Raw genomic sequence first — 17,708 nt, 5'->3', positions numbered from 1 at the left:
TTTACTGATATTTAAGTTAAATTTTCATTGTCATAAAACTGTCATAATTCGTACATTTATCTGTCACCTGTTTGTCCTATTTTGCTCATCGTAGCCACTAAACAACGATTTACGAAAATCTTGCAGGAGACATTATGAAAGTTATGCGTACCACTGTCGCAACTGTTGTCGCCGCGACCTTATCTCTGAGCGCGTTCTCTGTATTTGCAGAAGCAAGCCTGACTGGCGCTGGTGCAACCTTCCCTGCGCCGGTGTATGCCAAATGGGCGGATACCTACCAGAAAGAAACCGGTAACAAGGTTAACTATCAGGGTATCGGCTCCTCCGGTGGCGTAAAACAAATTACCGCGAATACCGTTGATTTCGGCGCATCAGACGCTCCACTGTCTGATGACAAACTGGCGCAGGAAGGCCTGTTCCAGTTCCCGACCGTTATCGGTGGTGTTGTGCTGGCCGTTAACATTCCAGGCCTGAAATCAGGCGAGCTGGTCCTGGACGGCAAAACCCTGGGTGACATCTACCTCGGTAAAATCAAAAAATGGGATGACGAAGCCATCACCAAACTGAACCCGGGTGTCAAACTGCCTTCGCAGAACATCGCAGTGGTTCGTCGTGCAGATGGTTCCGGTACCTCTTTCGTTTTCACCAGCTACCTGGCGAAAGTGAACGAAGAGTGGAAATCTAAAGTCGGTTCCGGCTCTACCGTTAACTGGCCAACCGGTCTGGGTGGTAAAGGCAACGACGGTATCGCCGCGTTCGTACAGCGTCTGCCTGGTTCTATCGGCTATGTAGAGTATGCGTATGCTAAGCAGAACAACCTGTCCTACACCAAACTGGTTTCTGCCGATGGCAAGCCAGTCAGCCCGACTGAAGAGAACTTTGCTAACGCTGCAAAAGGCGCTGACTGGAGCAAATCCTTCGCTCAGGATCTGACTAACCAGAAAGGCGAAGGTGCGTGGCCAATCACCTCTACCACCTTCATTCTGGTTCACAAAGAGCAGAAGAAACCTGAGCAGGGCGCTGAAGTGTTGAAGTTCTTTGACTGGGCGTACAAAAACGGCGGCAAACAGGCTAACGCGCTGGATTACGCCACCCTGCCGGACAACGTGGTTGAGCAGATTCGCGCTGCATGGAAAACCAACGTGAAAGACAGCAGCGGTAAAGCATTGTATTAATTTAGTATTCTGACGAAAATGGCGGGTGGCGCTCGCGCTACCCGCCGATTTCGTAAACGCGTTTAACAGAAGAGTGATTTATGGCTGCAACAAAGCCTGCATTTAACCCTCCGGGTAAAAAAGGTGACATGATTTTCAGCGCGCTGGTCAAACTGGCTGCGCTGATTGTGCTATTGCTGCTGGGCGGCATTATCGTGTCCCTGATTTTCTCCTCCTGGCCGAGCATCCAGAAATTCGGTTTCTCCTTCCTGTGGACCAAAGAGTGGGATGCGCCGAACGATATCTACGGTGCGCTGGTGCCGATTTACGGCACGCTGGTGACGTCGTTTATCGCCCTGCTGATTGCGGTGCCGGTGAGCTTTGGTATTGCCCTGTTCCTGACGGAACTGGCGCCGGGCTGGCTGCGACGTCCACTGGGTATCGCCATTGAACTGCTGGCCGCTATTCCAAGTATCGTGTACGGCATGTGGGGCCTGTTTATCTTTGCTCCCCTGTTCGCAACGTACTTCCAGGAACCGGTGGGTAATGTTCTCTCTGCCATTCCGTTTGTCGGCACCCTGTTCTCTGGCCCGGCTTTCGGTATCGGTATTCTGGCTGCGGGGGTGATCCTCGCCATTATGATTATTCCGTACATTGCGGCGGTTATGCGCGATGTCTTCGAACAAACCCCGGTGATGATGAAAGAGTCGGCCTACGGCATCGGCTGCACCACCTGGGAAGTTATCTGGCGCATCGTCCTTCCGTTCACCAAAAATGGGGTGATTGGCGGCGTCATGCTGGGGTTAGGCCGTGCTTTGGGTGAAACCATGGCGGTGACCTTTATTATCGGTAACACCTACCAGCTCGACAGCGCCTCCCTCTACATGCCGGGTAACAGTATTACTTCCGCACTGGCGAATGAATTTGCCGAAGCGGAATCCGGGCTGCACGTCGCGGCGCTGATGGAACTGGGCCTGATCCTGTTTGTGATTACCTTCATTGTGCTGGCGATTTCCAAGCTGATGATCCTGCGTCTCGCAAAAAATGAGGGGGCACGCTAATGGCAACTCTCGAAATGCAAAGCACCACTGCGCTGGCGGAATCCCGTCGCAAAATGCAGGCGAAGCGTCGTTTCAAAAACCGCGTTGCGTTGACGCTCTCAATGGCAACGATGGCGTTCGGTCTGTTCTGGCTGGTCTGGATCCTGTTCTCGACCGTTGTGCGCGGCATCGACGGGATGTCGCTGTCGCTGTTCACCGAGATGACGCCGCCGCCAAATACGGCGGGTGGCGGCCTGGCGAATGCCCTGGCGGGAAGCGGTTTGCTGATCCTCTGGGCGACGGTAGTTGGTACGCCGCTTGGCATTATGGCGGGGATTTATCTGGCGGAGTACGGGCGTAAATCCTGGCTGGCAGAGGTGATTCGTTTCATTAACGACATCCTGCTGTCTGCGCCGTCTATCGTGGTCGGTCTGTTTGTTTACACCATTGTGGTGGCGCAAATGGAACACTTCTCCGGCTGGGCCGGCGTGATTGCGCTGGCGCTGCTGCAGGTACCTATCGTCATTCGTACCACCGAGAACATGCTGAAACTGGTGCCGGATAGCCTGCGTGAAGCGGCTTACGCGCTGGGCACGCCGAAGTGGAAAATGATCTCCGCGATTACGCTGAAAGCCTCCGTATCGGGGATCATGACCGGTATCCTGCTGGCCATTGCCCGTATTGCAGGCGAAACGGCGCCGCTGCTGTTTACTGCCCTCTCCAACCAGTTCTGGAGTACGGACATGATGCAGCCGATCGCCAACCTGCCGGTGACGATTTTTAAATTTGCGATGAGCCCATTCGCGGAATGGCAGCAGCTGGCCTGGGCCGGGGTGCTGATCATTACCCTTTGCGTACTGTTGCTGAACATTCTGGCGCGCGTCATTTTCGCGAAGCAGAAACACGGTTAAATTTTTACGGCGCGGCAGATCGCGGCGCCGAATGAGGAAATGAGTCAATGAGTATGGTTGATACTGCCCCGGGTAAGATTCAGGTTCGTGATTTGAACTTCTACTACGGCAAATTCCATGCCCTGAAGAACATCAACCTGGATATCGCCAGGAACCAGGTCACGGCATTTATCGGTCCGTCTGGCTGTGGTAAATCCACGCTGCTGCGTACCTTTAACAAAATGTATTCGCTCTATCCGGAGCAGCGTGCCGAAGGTGAAATCATCCTGGACGGCGATAACATTCTGACCAACAGCCAGGATATCGCCCTGCTGCGTGCGAAAGTCGGGATGGTGTTCCAGAAACCGACGCCGTTCCCGATGTCCATCTATGACAACATCGCCTTTGGCGTACGTCTGTTTGAAAAGCTCTCCCGTACGGATATGGATGAGCGCGTTCAGTGGGCTTTGACCAAGGCCGCATTATGGAACGAAACCAAAGATAAGTTGCACCAGAGCGGTTACTCTCTCTCCGGTGGTCAGCAGCAGCGTCTGTGCATTGCGCGTGGTATCGCCATTCGCCCGGAAGTGTTGTTGCTGGATGAGCCGTGTTCAGCTCTGGACCCGATCTCAACCGGCCGTATTGAAGAGTTGATCACCGAGCTGAAGCAGGATTACACCGTGGTTATCGTGACCCACAACATGCAGCAGGCTGCGCGTTGTTCCGATTACACGGCGTTTATGTACCTGGGCGAGTTGATTGAGTTCAGTAATACGGACGATCTGTTCACCAAGCCCGCTAAAAAGCAAACAGAAGACTATATCACCGGTCGTTACGGTTGATTCAGGAGCGCGCTATGGACAATCTCAATCTTAACAAACACATTTCAGGCCAGTTCAACGCAGAGCTGGAAAGTATTCGCACTCAGGTGATGACCATGGGTGGCATGGTTGAGCAGCAGCTTTCCGATGCCATTACCGCGATGCACAACCAGGACAGCGAGCTGGCAAAGCGCGTTATCGAAGGTGATAAAAACGTCAATATGATGGAAGTCGCCATTGATGAAGCCTGCGTGCGTATTATCGCCAAGCGTCAGCCAACGGCGAGCGACCTGCGTCTGGTTATGGCGATCATCAAAACCATCGCCGAGCTGGAGCGTATTGGTGACGTTGCAGATAAAATCTGCCGCACCGCGCTGGAGAAATTCTCTCAGCAGCACCAGCCACTGCTGGTGAGCCTCGAGTCGCTGGGTCGTCATACCGTGCAGATGCTGCATGACGTACTGGATGCCTTTGCGCGAATGGATCTGGACGAAGCGGTACGTATCTACCGTGAAGACAAAAAGGTCGACCAGGAATATGAAGGCATCGTGCGTCAGCTGATGACCTACATGATGGAAGACTCCCGTACGATCCCAAGCGTCCTGACCGCGCTGTTCTGCGCGCGCTCAATCGAGCGTATCGGTGACCGTTGCCAGAACATTTGCGAATACATCTTCTACTTCGTGAAAGGACAGGATTTCCGTCACGTTGGCGGCGATGAGCTGGACAAGCTGCTGGCGGGTAAAGATCCGAAAGAGTGATGCGCTAACATGCCCGGTGCTGCTGCGCTTACCGGGCCTGCGAACCTTATAGGCCGGATAAGCGTCAGCGCTATCCGGCTTTTTTTCAGCGAGTAATATTCCACCCGCGAGCCTTCCACAATTCTGGCAGCTGCGCCAGATCGGTGAAGGTCGTCACTTTCGGATGATCGATCGGTTTGTTGTGCGGATCGGCGCAGAAATAAAACACCTCCATACCCGCATCAATTCCCGACTGCGCTCCCGCAGAAGAGTCATCCACCAGAATGCAGTTCGCCACGTTAACGTTCATCGCTTTTGCTGCATGGAACATCAACGCCGGGTCTGGCTTCCAGCGCTGGATATCGTAGCCGCTGAACAGTTTTTCCGGGAAGTGGTGCAACATTTCAAGCTTACCCAGCGAGTGCTGCATTTTGCTGACCGGACCGTTCGAGACCACGCAGATGGGCACCGTCATCGCATCCAGAAGCGCATTCGCCCCGGCAATGACCTCCAGCTCGGAGTCGAAGAGGCGTGCGACCTCGGCGCGGTAGACCGGCTCCAGATCTGCTTTCGCCAGATCCACACCGTGCTCTTCGTTAATGATGTCGATGATCTCGTAGAGCTTCACGCCTTTAAAGCGTTTAAACACCTCTTCGAGATCCAGCGTAATGCCAAATTCCCTGAACATGGTCACATACGCGCGGGAACAAATGACCTCACTGTCGACCAGCGTACCGTCGCAGTCGAAAAATACCGCTTCAATTCCGGACATGCCTTTCCCTTTTTACAAGTTTAACGTTTACGTACGGCAGTTTAATGAGACGCAATCGTTGCCGTATAAGCAAAATCAATGAAAAAAGTATCTTGTAACCGCCACTATTGTCGCATTTTGGTATAGGATAGCGACGAATTTTCCCTCCTTGTTCGGAAATTGATGATGAGTCAACAACACACTACCCAGACATCTGGTCAGGGTCTGCTTGAGCGCGTGTTTAAACTGCGTGAGCACGGCACAACGGCACGCACCGAAGTGATCGCCGGTTTCACCACCTTCCTGACGATGGTCTATATCGTTTTTGTTAACCCACAAATTCTGGGCGTTGCTGGCATGGACACCAGCGCCGTCTTCGTGACCACCTGTCTGATCGCTGCGCTGGGCAGTATCCTGATGGGTGTGTTCGCTAATCTGCCCGTGGCGCTGGCCCCGGCAATGGGTCTGAACGCTTTCTTCGCGTTCGTGGTCGTCCAGGCGATGGGTCTGCCATGGCAGGTCGGCATGGGCGCTATCTTCTGGGGCGCGGTTGGCCTGCTGTTGCTGACCATTTTCCGCGTACGTTACTGGATGATAGCCAATATTCCGGTGAGCCTGCGCGTGGGGATTACCAGCGGTATTGGTCTGTTTATCGGCATGATGGGTCTGAAAAACGCAGGCGTTATCGTGGCTAACCCGGACACGCTGGTGAGCATCGGTCACCTGACCTCGCACAACGTGCTGCTGGGCGTGCTGGGCTTCTTTATCATCGCTATCCTGGCTTCGCGCAATATTCATGCGGCCGTGCTGGTTTCTATCGTGGTCACCACGCTGCTGGGCTGGATGCTGGGCGATGTGCAGTACAAAGGGATTGTCTCCGCGCCACCGAGCGTATCTACCGTCATTGGGCACGTCGATCTGGCAGGCTCCCTGAACCTGGGTCTGGCGGGCGTGATTTTCTCCTTCATGCTGGTTAACCTGTTTGACTCCTCCGGTACGCTGATTGGCGTGACCGACAAAGCCGGCCTGGCGGATGAGAATGGGAAATTCCCGCGCATGAAGCAGGCGCTGTTTGTTGACAGTGTCTCCTCTGTCACCGGTGCGTTTATCGGTACATCGTCTGTTACCGCTTACATTGAATCCTCTTCAGGTGTCTCTGTGGGTGGCCCGTACCGGTCTGACGGCGGTTGTGGTGGGTATCCTGTTCCTGCTGGTGATCTTCCTGTCGCCGCTGGCGGGCATGGTGCCTCCGTATGCAGCAGCCGGCGCGCTGATCTACGTGGGGGTGTTAATGACCTCCAGCCTGTCGCGCGTGAAGTGGGATGATTTAACCGAAGCGGTGCCTGCGTTTATTACCGCGGTGATGATGCCGTTTAGCTTCTCGATTACCGAAGGTATCGCGCTGGGCTTTATCTCCTACTGCGTCATGAAGATTGGTACCGGTCGCTTCCGCGACCTCAGCCCGTGCGTCATCATTGTGGCGCTGCTGTTTGTGCTGAAGATTGTTTTTATTGATGCCAAATAAACAGAAAGCCCTTTTCGTCGAAAAGGGCTTTTGTGTTTGCGCCCTCTCCCTGTGGGAGAGGGCCAGAGTGAGGGGGTCAGGCTACGTTTAAGCTTTCACTCGCTTAATATAATCACCAAACGCGGTCAGCTGGCCAGAAAGATGGTCACGCGTACTTTGATCCACCACTTCACCCGTCTGCGGGTCGACCTTGTTCTGAATCACGCCCCCCATAAATTCCGGTTTGTTCATTACCATCGCATCCAGGAAGACCAGGATCTGACGCAGATGGTACTGGCAGCGTGCCCCGCCAATCGCGCCCATAGAGCTGGTCTGGATCAGCACCGGTTTACCCGACAGCGGCTGCTCCGGGAGACGGGATAACCAGTCAATGGCGTTCTTCAGGCCACCCGGGACGGAGTAGTTATATTCAGGCGTAACAATCACCACGCCGTCTGCCTGGCGGATCTGCTCTGCAAGCGCTTCTACGCTCTGTGGAAACCCTTCTTCCTGCTGCACATCCGCGTCGTAAAGCGGAATGTCGCCAATCGATGGCAGGGCGCTAATGTCCATACCTGCCGGTGCCAGCTGAGGCAGCGTGCGGGCAACCATCCCGTTAAATGAACCTTTGCGCAGGCTTCCCAGTAACGTAACAACTTTCAACGTATCAGACATGATTACTCCTGTTTCATCATGATGACCCTGAATGGATCAGCTAAGGGTATATGCTTTTTCTGCCGGTAAACTGGTTAATCTCATCAGGCGCGCGGCGGGTTCGTTGGCTCGCTCGGGCACATCCGGAAGGCTACTCCATCCGTGTTGACTGTCAAATTCCCAGATTTTCAATCGTTCGATGGCGGGGGTCACCGCGATGGACCAAATCAGTACGTCTTCGGCATCGCTGAGCGCCTCTACCAGCGTGGCTTTAGCGGAACGCAGACGTCCGGAGCCTGGAAGCAATTGCAGCAGGCTGGCGTCGTCTGATGCACAGCCACAGAGCTTTCGAATGCTCTGGCGTAAGGTAATGAGCTGAGCTCTGGCCTCGATGGGATCGTTCTGGTTACGCACCCACAGCTTTTCATTACTGGAAAGCGGGTAGTCATCGTGCGGGTTCGCGCCGTGGAAGCCGCGGGTTGCGTGCTGAAGCTCCATGTCCAGGCCGCAATCCCCTTCAGTGGTGAGCGCGACGCCAATGATATTGCCCGTGTAGGCAATGGAGAAACGCGGCAGCTCCGGGTCGGCAAAGACCGGGCGGCCTTCAGGTTGGGTGAGGATATCCGGCAGTTCACTGGTGCCGTACAGCATGAACATCAGCTCAGCGAGAAGCGCGCGGGATGCCAAAAACCGCGTCCGGCGATGCTCCGGCAGTTTACGTGCTTCCTGGTGACACGCGGATGAAATTCTGGCCGATACGAGATGTCCCTCTGTCAGTATCCCTCTTGCAAAGTGCGTTGCCATTTTTCGCTCCTTGATAATGGTCGTATTCGGTTAAACGGTTACATGATTATCGCTTAACTTGCCTTCTGTTTTAATCAGTAAATGGGAGTAAGAGAAGCCTGAGCACCCAACTTTACATTTTCTTAGGCAAAAATAAGCGCTGGAGCGGCATATAGCGCTTTGATTGTCTCACGGAGCCAGAGGATTTTCGGATTATGGCTGTTTCGTTTATGCCAGATCAGCGTGAAAGGAACGGTCAGTTTTTCAGCCTGGGCTTCATCAATGGGAATGGGCAGGGCGATCAGCTTACGCTGGTGGAGTTGATTATAGTGATGGCAGTAGTGTGGCGCCGTGGCGATGTAGTTATGGCCTGGCTGCGCCGCCATAAACATCGACTGTTCGAAACCGGGCAGGCTCATGGCGATATTACGCTCACGTCCCATCTCTCTGAGCACCTCATCAAGCGCCCAGGTGTCGCTGCGCTCCCAGAAGATGCTGATATGCGGATAGCGCAGGAAAGTCTCCAGGTTCCACTCTTCCTGAAGAGCCGGATGATCTTCGCGCAAATAGACGCAGGGGCGGTCGCTGAACAGAATTTCGTAGTCGATAAACCACGGCATCAGCTTCAACAGCTCGCGGGAGCGCGGATGCGTTTCACGGCCCGTGAAGCCAAGATCGACTTCTCCGCGCGTAATGGCATCCACCGAGTCGTAATCCCAGTGGCGCATCTTTACCCTGGCCTGTGGATAGCGCTGATTGACCTGCTCGAGCAGGGCATTAAAACGGATCAACATCAGAGGCGTTTCCGCGGCCAGCACGAACGTCAGCCCGCCCGGGGAGTCATGATGGAATTTATCGAGGATCTGATTGCCAATCTGCATCCAGTCGGCCAGATCCTGCTCCAGGCTCATCGTCAGCGGTGTCGGCAGCAGGCCTAACGGTGTTTTCACAAACAGCGGATCGTCAAACCAGTCGCGCAGTTTCGCCAGCGATTTACTTACCGCGGACGGGGTTACGTTCATCCGTTTCGCGGCTTTGGTTACGCTGCGCTCCTGCAGCAAAAGCTGCAGACACAACAACAGGTTAAGATCGAGACTGCTGATTGGCTTCTTCATAATGGGCCGCGGGCTGGATGACCATAAGTAAGGTGATGCAGAGCATGCTACAACCAATCAGAATCCCGATCAGCATATTGAGCGCATTAAGGCCGATGACCGCCGCCAGCCATATCCACAGCGACGAACCGCAGACCTGCGCAATACCCAGCACCGAGCTTGCCACACCCGCGCGCAGCGAGAACGGGCCAAGCGCCTGACTCATCGCCACGCCAAAGCCGACGGAGAAGCCGGCGCAAATCAGCGTAATCCCTACCAGCATCAGCGCATGTGTGCTGGTGGTCGCCAGAATCCCCCCCGCAGCGAGGAACAGCACCTGAGAGGTTAGCATGAGTGTGCGCTGACGGAAGATATTCAGTGCGAACGGCGTCGAGAACGAGACGGCCATACTGACCATCGCGGTAAGTGCCATCACGGTGGAATACTCACCGCGATCAAACCCCATGGTCTCCATCAGCAACACCGGGGAAACGTTTACATACGTCAGGATCACCGCCACGCTCAGTGTGGTAATGGCCAGGCGACTCAGGAAAAAGCGGTTTAGCAGCGTCTCGGCCGGATGAAGGGTTGCCGTATGGCCTGCGTTTTGCGAGCCTGGATGGGTCTCTTTCAGCACCGTGATCGAGAGGATAAAGACCAGCGCACCCATGGCCGCCATCGTCCAGAACAGGCTCTGCCACGGAAATTTCAGCATGATCAGATAGCCCACCACCGGCGCCATCACCGGAATGATGCAGGTAATACCGTTGAGCATGGAAAGCACTTTGGCACGGCGCTGGGCGCTTAAGGTATCGCGCAGGATGGCGAAGGCCACCACATAACAGCCACCGGCACCTATTCCCTGGATAAAGCGTCCTGTCAGGAACAGGGTACTGTCCTGGGCCAGGGAGCAGAGCATTGACGCCAGCGCGAAGATGATGGCACAGGTAATGGCCACGGGCTGACGACCCGCTTTGTCCGCGATTTTCCCGGCAAATACCATCGATGATGCCATCCCGGCGAGATAGGCCGAAAACGCAATATGCAGCTGCGCCTCGCTGGCACCCAGATCGCGGGCAATGTGCGGCAGCCCCACCAGATACATATCAATACCCGACGGATAGAGCAGAACCAGCGCAAAACTACAAAACAGAAAACGAGCCATAAACCCCCCATAGATGCAGGCAAGCAGAATAGGGGGATAAAAGGGATTAGGCGAGTTGCCATTTGGACAAAGGTGATTTCCCGGGAGGAAATCACCCTTAATCAGCGGTAATTACTTGCCGATACAGAAGCTCGAGAAAATCCGTCCCAGCAGATCGTCCGAGGTAAATTCGCCGGTTATCTCACTCAGATTTTGCTGCGCCAGACGCAGCTCTTCCGCCAGCAGTTCACCCGCCCATGCGCCAAGCAGCTGCGCTTTCCCCTGATCGAGGTGGCGTGCCGCGTCTTCCAGCGCCTGAAGGTGACGACGGCGCGCAAGGAAGCCGCCTTCCATACTGGTATCAAAGCCCATGCTCTGTTTGAGATGGTTGCGCAGGTCGTCAACGCCTTCACCGGTACGGGCCGACAGGCGAATAAGTGAGTGGCCATTCACTTCACTGATACCCAGCGTTTCGCCGGTTACATCCGCTTTGTTACGCACCACGGTGATCGGCAGTTTTGCCGGCAGGCGGGCAATAAAGTCTGGCCAGATGTCCGCCGGATCAACGGCATCGGTCGTGGTACCGTCCACCATAAACAGCACACGGTCAGCCTGCTCAATCTCTTGCCAGGCACGTTCGATACCGATGCGCTCTACTTCGTCACTGGCGTCGCGAAGACCTGCCGTGTCGATGATGTGCAGCGGCATACCGTCGATATGAATATGCTCACGCAGCACGTCGCGGGTGGTACCGGCGATGTCGGTGACGATCGCCGCTTCACGGCCCGCCAGGGCGTTGAGCAGGCTCGATTTACCGGCGTTAGGGCGGCCCGCAATCACGACCTTCATCCCCTCGCGCAGCAGGCTACCCTGACGTGCTTCGGCACGCACCGCGTCGAGATCGGCCATCACGCTATTGAGCTGAGCTTCAATTTTACCGTCAGAGAGGAAGTCGATCTCCTCATCCGGGAAATCGATAGCCGCTTCGACATAGATGCGCAGGTGAGTAAGTGCTTCCACAAGATGATTCACGCGCGCCGAGAATGCGCCCTGAAGCGAGTTCAGTGCGGAGCGGGCTGCCTGCTCGGAGCTGGCGTCGATCAGGTCAGCAATTGCTTCTGCCTGTGCGAGGTCGAGCTTGTCGTTCAGGAAGGCACGCTCGGAGAACTCACCTGGCTTTGCAATGCGCAGGCCCGGCAGCGTCAGAATGCGTTTTAACAGCAGGTCGAGGATGACCGGGCCACCGTGGCCCTGCAGCTCCAGCACGTCTTCTCCGGTAAAGGAGTTCGGGCCCGGGAACCACAGCGCAATGCCCTGGTCCAGCGGCGTGCCGTCAGTGTCTTTAAACGGCAGATAATCAGCGTAGCGCGGCTTTGGCAGCTTACCCAGCACCGCTTCGGCGACCTCGCGGGCCTTCAGGCCGGAGATACGCAGAATGCCTACACCACCGCGTCCCGGTGGGGTTGCCTGGGCGACGATAGTGTCGTTATGGCTCATGGTTGGTCTCGTTCAATACAAATAAAAAAGGCGGTCAATCGACCGCCCTTATTTTAGCGTTAACTTACCGAATCAGGACTTTTTCTTTTCGCGGCTATGCAGGCCACGTTTTTCCAGACCACGGTAAATCAGCTGCTGCTGGATAATGGTCACCAGGTTGCTGACGATATAGTACAGCACCAGACCTGACGGGAACCACAGGAAGAACACGGTGAAGATGACCGGCATAAAGGTCATGATCTTCTGCTGCATCGGGTCGGTCACGGTGGTCGGCGACATCTTCTGGATGAAGAACATCGTTACGCCCATCAGGATCGGCAGGATGTAGTACGGGTCCTGTGCAGACAGGTCATGGATCCACAGGGCGAACGGCGCGTGGCGCAGCTCAACGGAACCCATCAGCATGTAGTACAGCGCAAGGAAGATTGGCATCTGAATCAGCAGTGGGAAGCAACCACCCAGTGGGTTCACTTTCTCTGCTTTATACAGGGCCATCATCTCCTGGCTCTGACGCTGTTTGTCATCGCCCAGACGCTCACGCATTGCCTGAATCTTCGGCTGCAGCATACGCATCTTCGCCATGGAGGTGTACTGCGCTTTAGTCAGCGGGTACATGATGCCACGTACGATGAAGGTGATAACGATGATGGAGAAGCCCCAGTTACCCAGGAAGCTGTGGATGAACTTCAGCAGCTTAAACAGCGGCTGAGAGATGAACCACAACCAGCCGTAGTCCACGGTCAGATCCAGGTGCGGCGCAACGGCAGCCATTTTGTCCTGGATTTCCGGACCGACCCACAGGGTGCTTGCCAGCTTACCGGTTTGACCCGGCTGTACCAGAACCGGCTGAGATTTGTAGCCAATGGCTGCAAGACCGTTACCCAGGTTCGCGGTATAGAAGTTGTTAGTACCGTCGTTCGTTGGCACCCACGCAGTGGCGAAATACTGCTGCAGCATTGCCACCCAACCGCCTTTAGCGCTGACGTTCAGGTTTTCGTTATCGGCAATGGTGTCGAATTTGTATTTCTCGTACTTCGCATCAGGCGTAGAGTACGCCGCGCCACGGAAGGTATGCAGCGCAAAGTTGCTGCTTCCGGTGTCACGGTGAGACGGCAGATTGATGGACTGCTTCAGCTGACCAAAGGTCGACAGTTCCAGCGGTTTCGCACCGGTGTTCTGAACGCTGTAGCCCACGTTCACCGCATATTCACCGCGTTTAAGGGTGAAGGTTTTGGTGAAGGTGTTGCCCGCGGCGTCGGTGTAGGTCATCGGGATAGCGATTTCATTCTGACCATCAGCCAGTACGAAAGTCTCTTTCTCGACGTTGTACAGTGGACGCGCACCGTTAGCCGGGTTATCCGGGCCATCACGACCGGTCAGGCCGCTCTGGGCCTGGTAGATAAACTCAGGCGTGGTTTCCAGTAACTGGAACGGTTCGTTAGACTTCAGCTCTTTTGGGTAGGTCAACAGCAGCGCCTGCTCAACATCACCACCACGGGTGTTGATAGTCAGCTCAAGCACATCGGTCTTAACCGTAATCTGTTTCCCCTGGCCACTGGCCGGTACGCCCTGGTCGGCGGCGCTACCCGCTGCGGTGGTCGTAGTCTGCGTGGTCTGCTGCTGGGGTTGAGGATTTTTATCCTGCTCCCATGCCTGCCAGATCATGAAAGACACGAACAACAAAGCGATGATAAGAAGATTGCGTTGCGAATCCATCGTTAGTGTTCTCTGGTATCAAAGGGTCCTGGCGGGACGGGATCGTCTCCACCTGGGTGTAAAGGGTGGCATTTTAATACGCGTTTCACCGTCAACCAACTGCCTTTTATCACTCCAAACCTGCGCAATGCCTCAATTCCGTAGCTTGAGCATGTTGGCGTGAAACGGCAGTGCGGCCCGAGTAGCGGACTAATCAGGCGTTGATAGACCCGAATGAGGGCTATCAGGACCCGCGAGCCAGGCGACAATGGCGGCGCCATAATTTTTCCAACGCTTCCGAGAGAGCACGGTTATCGAGGTCGGCAACCCCTTTTTTAGCCACCACCACGAAATCCATTGAAGGCAGTTCGTGTTGACGTAAACGGAAGCTTTCACGCGTCAGACGTTTAATCCGATTGCGTTCATGCGCACGCTTAACGTTTTTCTTGGCGACAGTAAGACCGATGCGGGGATGCCCCAGCGAATTCAGGCGGCCGAGGATGGTGATTTGCGGCGTGCCAGCCCGTTGTGGCTGCTGGAAGACGAAAGTGAAATGAGTGGGAGTTAACAAACGTAACTCCCTGGGAAATGCTAGCTTAACCACTCAGGGGTTAGCTTTATTACTTGGAAACGGTCAGACGAGCGCGGCCTTTAGCACGACGACGTGCCAGAACCTGACGACCATTTTTAGTAGCCATACGAGCACGGAAGCCGTGAGAACGGTTGCGCTTCAGTACAGACGGTTGAAAAGTGCGTTTCATGGCGATTTCTACCTAAACTTGAATAAATTCACTGACTTTTGCGTATACCCGAACGAGTTTCGAACGACTAACGCCTCAGCGTGGGTGATTAAAGAGGCCGGATTGTAATAATTGTACACTCCGGAGTCAATTCTCTTTCCTTATTTCCCGCGTATTTCCGCACGTTTTCGCGTGGAAAATGAGCAACGGACGACGCAGGAAGATGAGCACCACGCGCCGGGTCGAGGATTATACGGCCTCCCAAACAAAGCGCAAGGATCGTCCCGGATCTTCGTTAGATCATTTAAGCAAGAAATTGTCTGTGCTCATTAATTTTTCCAATATGCGGGCTAAATCGTAGGGTACTCACCCCAGGATCGTTTACACTTACCCGGTTTCCGATCTTCCTGTGGATAAATCGGGAAGAATCTGTGAGAAACAGAAGATCTCTGGCTCAGTTTAGGCTATGATCCGCGGTCCCGATCGGGATCCAGCGATCCTGGTCGGGTATAACCGCAGATAGCGGTTCGCACATCACCCTTTTGCACAGGGTCATGTCGATGTGCGCCAACAATCATGAATATTCAATAGTTTTCTTTTATTGTTCGAGTGGAGTCCGCCGTGTCACTTTCGCTTTGGCAGCAGTGTCTTGCCCGATTGCAGGATGAGTTACCAGCCACAGAATTCAGTATGTGGATCCGCCCCTTGCAGGCGGAACTGAGCGATAACACGCTGGCTTTGTATGCGCCAAACCGTTTTGTGCTCGATTGGGTAAGGGACAAGTACCTTAATAACATCAATGGACTGCTGAATGATTTCTGCGGATCCGATGCGCCACAGCTACGCTTTGAAGTGGGAACAAAACCGGTCACGCAGACCGTGCGTGAAACGGTAAATGTGGCAATACCTGCTCAGGCAGCCCCCGCTCCGGCACCGCGCGCCCTTCCGGCGACCCGTTCGGGCTGGGACAACGTGCCTGCTCCGGCAGAGCAAACCTACCGTTCTAACGTCAATGTTAAACACACGTTCGATAACTTCGTTGAAGGTAAATCGAACCAGCTGGCGCGCGCGGCGGCACGCCAGGTTGCAGATAACCCCGGTGGTGCCTACAACCCGCTGTTCCTTTATGGCGGCACGGGGTTGGGTAAAACGCACCTTCTGCATGCGGTAGGCAACGGCATTATGGCGCGTAAGCCAAATGCGAAAGTGGTGTATATGCACTCCGAGCGCTTCGTTCAGGACATGGTAAAAGCCCTGCAAAACAATGCGATCGAAGAGTTTAAACGCTACTACCGTTCTGTTGACGCACTGCTTATCGATGACATCCAGTTCTTTGCCAACAAAGAACGATCCCAGGAAGAGTTTTTCCACACCTTTAATGCGCTGCTGGAAGGTAATCAGCAGATCATTTTGACGTCGGATCGTTATCCAAAAGAGATCAACGGCGTTGAAGATCGTCTGAAATCCCGTTTTGGCTGGGGCCTGACCGTGGCGATCGAGCCACCGGAACTGGAAACCCGCGTCGCGATCCTGATGAAGAAAGCCGATGAAAACGACATTCGCCTGCCGGGTGAAGTGGCGTTCTTTATTGCCAAGCGTCTGCGCTCCAACGTCCGTGAACTTGAAGGGGCACTGAACCGCGTGATTGCCAATGCCAACTTCACCGGCCGTGCGATCACCATCGATTTTGTGCGTGAAGCGCTGCGCGATTTGCTGGCACTGCAGGAAAAATTGGTCACTATCGACAATATTCAAAAGACGGTGGCCGAGTACTACAAAATCAAAGTGGCAGATTTGCTGTCTAAACGTCGTTCCCGCTCGGTGGCGCGTCCGCGTCAGATGGCGATGGCGCTGGCAAAGGAGTTAACCAACCACAGTCTGCCGGAGATCGGCGATGCGTTTGGTGGCCGTGACCATACGACCGTGCTGCACGCTTGTCGTAAGATTGAGCAGTTACGCGAAGAAAGCCACGACATAAAAGAAGATTTTTCCAATTTAATCAGAACATTATCATCGTGACGCTATGAAATTTACCGTTGAACGTGAACATTTATTAAAACCGCTGCAACAGGTGAGTGGCCCATTAGGTGGCCGCCCAACGCTGCCAATTCTCGGAAACCTGCTGCTTCAGGTCGCGGACGGTACGCTGTCGCTGACCGGCACAGATCTGGAAATGGAAATGATCGCGCGCGTTACGCTGTCTCAGCCGCATGAAGCGGGCGCGACCACTGTTCCGGCACGTAAATTCTTTGATATCTGCCGCGGGCTGCCGGAAGGCGCTGAAATTGCCGTGCAGCTGGAAGGCGACCGTATGCTGGTGCGCTCTGGCCGTAGCCGTTTCTCGCTCTCGACGCTGCCTGCCGCGGACTTCCCGAACCTGGACGACTGGCAGAGTGAAGTTGAATTCACCCTGCCGCAGGCAACGATGAAGCGTCTGATTGAAGCCACGCAGTTCTCAATGGCGCATCAGGACGTTCGTTACTACTTAAACGGCATGCTGTTCGAAACCGAAGGTGAAGAGCTGCGTACCGTGGCTACCGACGGTCACCGACTGGCAGTCTGTTCCATGCCCATTGGCGACTCGCTGCCAAACCATTCGGTGATCGTACCGCGTAAAGGGGTGATTGAGCTGATGCGTATGCTCGACGGTGGTGATACGCCACTGCGCGTGCAGATCGGCAGCAATAACATCCGTGCTCACGTGGGTGATTTTGTCTTCACATCGAAGCTGGTTGACGGTCGTTTCCCCGATTATCGCCGCGTATTGCCGAAGAACCCGGACAAAACGCTGGAAGCCGGTTGCGACAGCCTCAAGCAGGCCTTTGCCCGCGCTGCGATTCTCTCTAACGAGAAATTCCGCGGGGTGCGTCTGTATGTGAGCGAAAATCAGATCAAAATCACCGCCAACAACCCGGAGCAGGAAGAGGCAGAAGAGATTCTGGACGTCACCTATGCCGGGACTGAGATGGAAATCGGCTTTAACGTCAGCTATGTGCTGGATGTGCTGAACGCGCTTAAATGCGAGAACGTTCGCATTCTGCTGACCGACTCCGTTTCGAGTGTACAGATTGAAGATGCGGCCAGCCAAAGTGCGGCTTACGTTGTCATGCCGATGAGGCTGTAGTGAACGCTATCGGGCTATCTTACTTGCCTTTTTCAACCCGGGCTGTGCTCGCCCCTGTCTCGCACTTCGTGTACGCG

The 17,708-nt window shown here is 54.7% G+C and carries 17 protein-coding genes and 1 pseudogene; 8 read left to right on the top strand and 10 right to left on the bottom strand.

All coding sequences use genetic code 11. From position 1 onward, the window contains the following. Positions 1-134 precede the first annotated feature (134 nt). From pstS to phoU, 5 genes are all read left to right on the top strand, one after another. Positions 135-1,175 (top strand): phosphate ABC transporter substrate-binding protein PstS, encoded by a 1,041-nt coding sequence (gene pstS / locus QE396_RS16910; protein ID WP_059305815.1) that lies wholly within the window; start codon positions 135-137, stop codon positions 1,173-1,175. A gap of 80 nt (positions 1,176-1,255) precedes the next feature. Further along, positions 1,256-2,215: a phosphate ABC transporter permease PstC gene (pstC, locus tag QE396_RS16905; protein WP_014172288.1), complete on the top strand. Its 960-nt coding sequence runs from the start codon at positions 1,256-1,258 to the stop codon at positions 2,213-2,215. Then, a complete protein-coding gene (gene pstA / locus QE396_RS16900; RefSeq protein ID WP_014172289.1) occupies positions 2,215-3,105 on the top strand; it encodes a phosphate ABC transporter permease PstA in 891 nt (296 codons plus the stop codon). Before pstC ends, pstA begins: the two co-directional genes overlap by 1 nt. Before the next feature lie 47 nt (positions 3,106-3,152). After that, positions 3,153-3,926 carry a phosphate ABC transporter ATP-binding protein PstB gene (pstB, locus tag QE396_RS16895; RefSeq protein ID WP_014172291.1) on the top strand — a complete coding sequence of 258 codons (774 nt, stop codon included), beginning with the start codon at positions 3,153-3,155 and terminating at the stop codon, positions 3,924-3,926. Positions 3,927-3,940: 14 nt separating this feature from the next. Next, positions 3,941-4,666, top strand: coding sequence for a phosphate signaling complex protein PhoU (gene phoU / locus QE396_RS16890; protein ID WP_008500182.1), 726 nt, complete (start codon positions 3,941-3,943; stop codon positions 4,664-4,666). Between the two features lie 85 nt (positions 4,667-4,751). Here the strand turns inward: phoU and yieH are convergent, their stop codons facing one another. Then, complete coding sequence (gene yieH / locus QE396_RS16885) at positions 4,752-5,417, bottom strand: 6-phosphogluconate phosphatase (protein ID WP_014172293.1); 666 nt, start codon at positions 5,415-5,417, stop codon at positions 4,752-4,754. 165 nt (positions 5,418-5,582) lie between these two features. On the opposite strand from yieH, the pseudogene QE396_RS16880 reads away from it, so the two are divergent. After that, positions 5,583-6,921: pseudogene (locus QE396_RS16880) on the top strand (NCS2 family permease). Positions 6,922-7,008: 87 nt separating this feature from the next. Here the strand turns inward: QE396_RS16880 and QE396_RS16875 are convergent. From QE396_RS16875 to rpmH, 9 genes are all read right to left on the bottom strand, one after another. Beyond that, entirely contained in the window at positions 7,009-7,575 is a 567-nt protein-coding gene (locus tag QE396_RS16875; RefSeq protein WP_020882759.1) for an NADPH-dependent FMN reductase, read from the bottom strand. A 36-nt stretch (positions 7,576-7,611) separates the two neighbouring features. After that, positions 7,612-8,358 (bottom strand): 4'-phosphopantetheinyl transferase superfamily protein, encoded by a 747-nt coding sequence (locus tag QE396_RS16870; RefSeq protein WP_014172296.1) that lies wholly within the window; start codon positions 8,356-8,358, stop codon positions 7,612-7,614. 122 nt (positions 8,359-8,480) lie between these two features. Next, a complete protein-coding gene (gene yidZ / locus QE396_RS16865) occupies positions 8,481-9,452 on the bottom strand; it encodes an HTH-type transcriptional regulator YidZ (protein WP_032679282.1) in 972 nt (323 codons plus the stop codon). Next, on the bottom strand, positions 9,421-10,596 hold the full coding sequence (locus tag QE396_RS16860; RefSeq protein WP_020882757.1) for an MFS transporter: 1,176 nt from the start codon (positions 10,594-10,596) through the stop codon (positions 9,421-9,423). Before QE396_RS16860 ends, yidZ begins: the two co-directional genes overlap by 32 nt. Positions 10,597-10,707: 111 nt before the next feature. Then, entirely contained in the window at positions 10,708-12,072 is a 1,365-nt protein-coding gene (mnmE, locus tag QE396_RS16855) for a tRNA uridine-5-carboxymethylaminomethyl(34) synthesis GTPase MnmE (RefSeq protein WP_014172299.1), read from the bottom strand. A 72-nt stretch (positions 12,073-12,144) separates the two neighbouring features. Beyond that, positions 12,145-13,788 carry a membrane protein insertase YidC gene (yidC, locus tag QE396_RS16850; protein WP_014172300.1) on the bottom strand — a complete coding sequence of 548 codons (1,644 nt, stop codon included), beginning with the start codon at positions 13,786-13,788 and terminating at the stop codon, positions 12,145-12,147. A gap of 2 nt (positions 13,789-13,790) precedes the next feature. Next, entirely contained in the window at positions 13,791-14,048 is a 258-nt protein-coding gene (gene yidD, locus QE396_RS16845; RefSeq protein ID WP_001307474.1) for a membrane protein insertion efficiency factor YidD, read from the bottom strand. After that, a complete protein-coding gene (gene rnpA, locus QE396_RS16840) occupies positions 14,012-14,371 on the bottom strand; it encodes a ribonuclease P protein component (RefSeq protein ID WP_014172301.1) in 360 nt (119 codons plus the stop codon). Before rnpA ends, yidD begins: the two co-directional genes overlap by 37 nt. Before the next feature lie 16 nt (positions 14,372-14,387). Next, a complete protein-coding gene (gene rpmH / locus QE396_RS16835) occupies positions 14,388-14,528 on the bottom strand; it encodes a 50S ribosomal protein L34 (protein ID WP_000831330.1) in 141 nt (46 codons plus the stop codon). Between the two features lie 600 nt (positions 14,529-15,128). Here rpmH and dnaA point away from each other — a divergent pair. Together dnaA and dnaN are read left to right on the top strand one after the other, a co-directional pair. Then, a complete protein-coding gene (gene dnaA / locus QE396_RS16830; RefSeq protein WP_020882755.1) occupies positions 15,129-16,526 on the top strand; it encodes a chromosomal replication initiator protein DnaA in 1,398 nt (465 codons plus the stop codon). A 4-nt stretch (positions 16,527-16,530) separates the two neighbouring features. After that, positions 16,531-17,631, top strand: a complete 1,101-nt coding sequence (dnaN, locus tag QE396_RS16825; protein ID WP_014167956.1) for a DNA polymerase III subunit beta — start codon at positions 16,531-16,533, stop codon at positions 17,629-17,631. The last annotated feature ends 77 nt before the right edge of the window (positions 17,632-17,708 follow it).

Source organism: Enterobacter sp. SORGH_AS_0287 (assembly GCF_031453695.1).
GTDB classification, from domain to species: Bacteria; Pseudomonadota; Gammaproteobacteria; order Enterobacterales; family Enterobacteriaceae; genus Enterobacter; species Enterobacter ludwigii.
The sequence above is the reverse complement of the archived record's forward strand: the minus strand, read 5'-3'. Positions and strand labels throughout refer to the sequence as shown.

Excerpts from the sequence above, each read along its gene's own strand:
- dnaN (WP_014167956.1), top strand. The coding sequence starts at position 16,531 with ATGAAATTTACCGTTGAACGTGAACATTTATTAAAACCGCTGCAACAG.
- phoU (WP_008500182.1), top strand. The coding sequence starts at position 3,941 with ATGGACAATCTCAATCTTAACAAACACATTTCAGGCCAGTTCAACGCA.
- QE396_RS16860 (WP_020882757.1), bottom strand. The coding sequence starts at position 10,596 with ATGGCTCGTTTTCTGTTTTGTAGTTTTGCGCTGGTTCTGCTCTATCCG.
- pstC (WP_014172288.1), top strand. The coding sequence starts at position 1,256 with ATGGCTGCAACAAAGCCTGCATTTAACCCTCCGGGTAAAAAAGGTGAC.
- pstA (WP_014172289.1), top strand. The coding sequence starts at position 2,215 with ATGGCAACTCTCGAAATGCAAAGCACCACTGCGCTGGCGGAATCCCGT.
- yidZ (WP_032679282.1), bottom strand. The coding sequence starts at position 9,452 with ATGAAGAAGCCAATCAGCAGTCTCGATCTTAACCTGTTGTTGTGTCTG.
- yidC (WP_014172300.1), bottom strand. The coding sequence starts at position 13,788 with ATGGATTCGCAACGCAATCTTCTTATCATCGCTTTGTTGTTCGTGTCT.
- rpmH (WP_000831330.1), bottom strand. The coding sequence starts at position 14,528 with ATGAAACGCACTTTTCAACCGTCTGTACTGAAGCGCAACCGTTCTCAC.
- pstB (WP_014172291.1), top strand. The coding sequence starts at position 3,153 with ATGAGTATGGTTGATACTGCCCCGGGTAAGATTCAGGTTCGTGATTTG.
- pstS (WP_059305815.1), top strand. The coding sequence starts at position 135 with ATGAAAGTTATGCGTACCACTGTCGCAACTGTTGTCGCCGCGACCTTA.
- yieH (WP_014172293.1), bottom strand. The coding sequence starts at position 5,417 with ATGTCCGGAATTGAAGCGGTATTTTTCGACTGCGACGGTACGCTGGTC.
- yidD (WP_001307474.1), bottom strand. The coding sequence starts at position 14,048 with ATGGCGCCGCCATTGTCGCCTGGCTCGCGGGTCCTGATAGCCCTCATT.
- QE396_RS16875 (WP_020882759.1), bottom strand. The coding sequence starts at position 7,575 with ATGTCTGATACGTTGAAAGTTGTTACGTTACTGGGAAGCCTGCGCAAA.
- mnmE (WP_014172299.1), bottom strand. The coding sequence starts at position 12,072 with ATGAGCCATAACGACACTATCGTCGCCCAGGCAACCCCACCGGGACGC.
- QE396_RS16870 (WP_014172296.1), bottom strand. The coding sequence starts at position 8,358 with ATGGCAACGCACTTTGCAAGAGGGATACTGACAGAGGGACATCTCGTA.